Below are 4,268 nucleotides of genomic sequence, written 5' to 3'. Positions count from 1 at the left end.
CGATCGAGTGGCCCGCCGAGCTGCAGCAGCAGATCAACCAGCTGGCCCGCGCACACAACGCCACCAGTTTCATGGTGATCCAGGCCGGCTTGGCAGTGTTGTTGGCCAAACTCAGCACCAATACCGATGTGGCGGTGGGGTTCCCGATCGCCGGGCGGCGCGACCCTGCCCTCGATGAGCTGGTCGGGTTTTTCGTCAACACCCTGGTATTGCGCGTCGATCTGGCCGACGACCCCACCGTCGCCGAAGTACTAGGGCGGGTGCGCGCGCGCAGCCTGGCCGCCTTCGAGCACCAAGACGTGCCCTTCGAGGTCATGGTGGAACGGCTGCACCCCACCCGCAGCCTGGCCCACCACCCGTTGGTGCAGGTCATGCTCGCCTGGCAAAACCAGCCCGGGCAACATCTGGACATGATTGCCGGCCAGACGCTGGGGGACCAGCTGTGGGCTAGCCCGCTGCCCGTGGAAACCCGCACTGCCCGTGTGGATTTGTCATTTTCGTTGGCCGAACGCTGGACACAATCTGGGGAGCCGGCCGGCATCGCCGGGGCGGTGGAATTCCGCACCGATGTGTTCGACCCCGCCAGCATCGAGCTGCTGGTCACCCGGTTCCAACGGGTGCTGGTGGCCATGACCGCGGATCCGTCACGGCCGCTGTCCTGGATCGAGGTACTCGACGCGCAGGAGTTGGCCTTCCTGGAGGCATGGGGTAACCGGGCGGTATTGGACCAGCCAGCTGCGTCGGGGGTGTCGATTCCGGCAGCATTTGCGACCCAAGTCGCCTGCGCCCCGGAGGCGGTAGCACTGAGCTTCGGGGACCGGTCCTGGACCTATCGAGAACTCGATGAGTCGACTAATCGGTTGGCGCACTTACTGGTTGCCCAGGGCGCCGGCCCCGGTGAGTATGTGGGGTTGCTGCTGCCGCGCGGCGCGCAGGCCATTGTCGCGATCCTGGCGGTGTTGAAGAGCGGGGCGGCCTATGTGCCGATGGATCCAGGATGGCCGACAGCGCGGATCGGTTTCCTGCTCACCGACGCCACCCCGACCCCGGCGCCGGCCGCATACAACTCTCCGACCACCCCGGCCGGCACCGGCCGCAACCACCCATCGAGCACCAACAGCGCCGCTCCCGGCAGCGGCGACCCGATCGGCACCACCCCCGAATCCGGGGTGAGCGGGGCACTGATCGCCGCCCACACCGTGGTCTCGGTCGGCCCATAAGCGTTGACCATCACCCGCCCCGGCGCCCACCGATCCACCACCTCAGCCGGGCACGCCTCCCCACCCACCAGCAACGCCACCGACTCCAAACCCTCCGGGCACAACATCGCCACCGCAGAGGGAGTCTGACTCAACACACTGACCCGCTCAGCAATCAGCAAGGCGTGCAAGTCATCCGGGGAGGCGGTCACCGATTCGGGCACCACCACCAATCGGCTCCCACGCAGCAGGGCGCCGAAGATCTCCCACACCGAAAAGTCGAACGCATAGGAATGACACTGCGTCCACACTCGTTGTGGTTCCAATCCCGCGTCCAGAGAATCGACCAACTGCGCGACATTGCCGTGGGTAATAGCAACGCCCTTGGGCATACCGGTGGTGCCCGAGGTGTAAATCAAGTACGCAATATCGTCAGCAGCCGGACCGGGCAAGGCGTTACTCGGTTCAACGTCTACGGCGGGGTGGTCGACATCAATTACCGGCACGCCATGACCGTCGAGCCGCGACCGTAAGTCGGTCGTGGTGAGCACCACCACCGGGGCCGCGTCGGTAAGCAGGAACTCGATCCGCGCTGCGGGCACGCTCGGATCGATCGGCACATAGGCCGCCCCGGTCTTGAGCACCGCCAGGATCGCCACGACCGCGTCGGCAGACCGCCAAAACAGGAGCGCCACACGCGCGCCCGGACCCGCGCCCCGGCGGGCCAGCAGGTACGCCAACCGGTTCGAGGCGTCATCCAACTCCCGATACGTCAGGGAAAGGCCCGCACAGCTGAGTGCCACCGCCTCAGGCGTCCGCGCCACTTGGGCGGCGAATAACTGCGGAATCGATACCGTCGGGACAGCGGCCCGGGTCAACACGCCGCGATTACCCCACCCCTCCAGGCGGAAATGCTCGGACTCGTCGAGAACATCAATCGAGGACACCAGCCTCGACGGATCAGCCATCATGCTCGCCAGCACCCGGCCCCACCGTGTGATCAGCGTTTCGATACTGGCGGGGTCGAATACATCGGTGCGAAATTCCACCACCCCCCCGATCCCAGCGGGCTGGCCAACCTCGTTCCAGCGCTCCCCAAGGAAAAATGTCAGGTCCATGCGGGCAACCTCGATACTCGACGGCAGCGGCGTGACCTGCAGACCCTCCAAGGCCAACCCGACGGCGGGGTCCTGGGTTTGTCCGGGGAAGTTTTGCCATGCCAGCATCACCTGCACCAGGGGGTGATGAGCCAGCGAGCGTGTGGGGTTCAGTCGTTCCACCAACACCTCAAAGGGCACATCTTGGTGCTCAAACGCGGCTAGGCTACGCGCACGCACCTGGCCCAACACCTCTGCGATGCTCGGGTCCCCGGCCAGATCCATTCGCAGCACCAAGGTGTTGAAGAAACAACCCACCACCTCATCGAGCAACGGGTCACGCCGGCCCGCGATCGGGAACCCTACGGCCACATCAGTATTTGTGCTGAGTTTGGCCAACAAGACCGCCAGGGCGGCCTGGATCACCATGAAACTGGTCGCATTATGCTCGCGGGCCACCCGCGCGATCTGCTGCTGCAACTCAGCCGGCCACTCCACGGTGATGCTGGCCCCGCGGTGATCGGCCACAGCCGGATAGGGCCGATCCGTCGGCAAAGCCAGCCGTTCAGGCATGCCGGCCAACGTGTGCTCCCAGTAGACGAGCTGTGCGGCGATACGGCTGTGCGGGTCGTCGAGGTTCCCGAATTGAGTGCGTTGCCAGAGCGTGTAGTCGGCATACTGCACCGGCAACGGCACCCACCCCGGGGATTGGTCTGCGCACCGGGCTGCATAGGCCATACCCAGATCCCGTATCAGCGGGGTGATCGACCAGCCATCAGCGGCGATATGGTGGGCTACGGCCACCAACACATGCTCCTGGTCGCCAAGCCGGAAAAGCTCTGCATGGAAGGGGATTTCGATGGCGAGATCAAACCGGTATCCCACCACCGCCGCGATGGTCTCCTCGAGCCGCTCGTGCGTCCACTCACCGGCATCGATCACCGCCCAGCCGAACTCGGCCCGAGCAGCCGGCACCACCTGCTGCTCGGGGACACCGTCGACTGCGGGGAACACGGTTCGCAGGCTTTCATGGCGTCCCACCACATCGGCCAGCGCGGCCCCCAGTGCTTCAACGTCGAGTGGTCCCGTTAGCCGCACCGCGACGGGCATGTTGTAGACCGCAGAGGGGCCAAGCAACTGGTCGATAAACCACAACCGGGACTGGGCAAACGACAACGGCACGACCGCGGGCCGCGGGCCGGCCGCCAGCGGGGCGAGCCCGCCCCCACCACCGCCGGCGTTCGCGTCGATCCGGGGTGCTAACTGGGCGATAGTGGGGGCCTCAAACACCGCACGCACCGAGAGACCCCCACCCAAACTGGTGTTAATGGCGGCCATCAGGCGCATCGCCGACAGTGAGTCCCCACCCAGATCGAAGAAGGAGTCGTCAATCCCGACCCGTTCGATGCCGAGGATTTGGGCGTAGATGCCGGCCATTATTTCCTCGGTCAGACCGCCCGGGGCGCGATACTGACCGCCGGTGTAGTCGGGGACGGGCAGGGCGCTGGTGTCGAGTTTGCCGTTGACCGTCAACGGGATGGCATCGATCACCATGATCGCGGCCGGCACCATATACCCCGGCAGGCGGTCCGCCAGGCGGGCGCGGATCGCGACCGGATCCACTGCCCCTGAATGAGATTCGATGATATAGCCGACCAGGCGCTTATCCCCTGGGCGGTCCTCGCGGGCGATCACCACCGCCTGCCCCACCCCATCCACACCGGCGAGCGCGGCCCGGATTTCGCCGAGTTCGATGCGATACCCGCGGATCTTGACCTGCTCATCCGCACGCCCGAGGTACTGCAGCTGGCCATCGGCCCCCCAACACACCAAGTCCCCGGTGCGATACATCCGCGCTCCGGCGCCGGCGAAGGGGCAGGCGACAAATCGGGATGCGGTAGCGGGTTGTTGTTGGCCCAGTTGGCCCCCGATTGTCTCGAGTACTGGGGTACGGACTTCTCCGCGGCGACGA

The 4,268-nt window shown here is 65.8% G+C and carries 2 pseudogenes; one reads left to right on the top strand and one right to left on the bottom strand.

What is annotated here, in order from left to right:
• Nucleotides 1-2: 2 nt before the first annotated feature.
• A pseudogene (locus tag A5692_RS30050) lies at nucleotides 3-983 on the top strand (condensation domain-containing protein); the annotation flags it as partial.
• A gap of 23 nt (nucleotides 984-1,006) precedes the next feature.
• Here A5692_RS30050 and A5692_RS24380 read toward each other — a convergent pair.
• Nucleotides 1,007-4,268, bottom strand: a pseudogene (locus tag A5692_RS24380) (condensation domain-containing protein); the annotation flags it as partial.

This window comes from Mycobacterium sp. E342 (genome assembly GCF_001667665.1).
Classification (GTDB): Bacteria; Actinomycetota; Actinomycetes; order Mycobacteriales; family Mycobacteriaceae; genus Mycobacterium.
The sequence above is the reverse complement of the archived record's forward strand: the minus strand, read 5'-3'. Positions and strand labels throughout refer to the sequence as shown.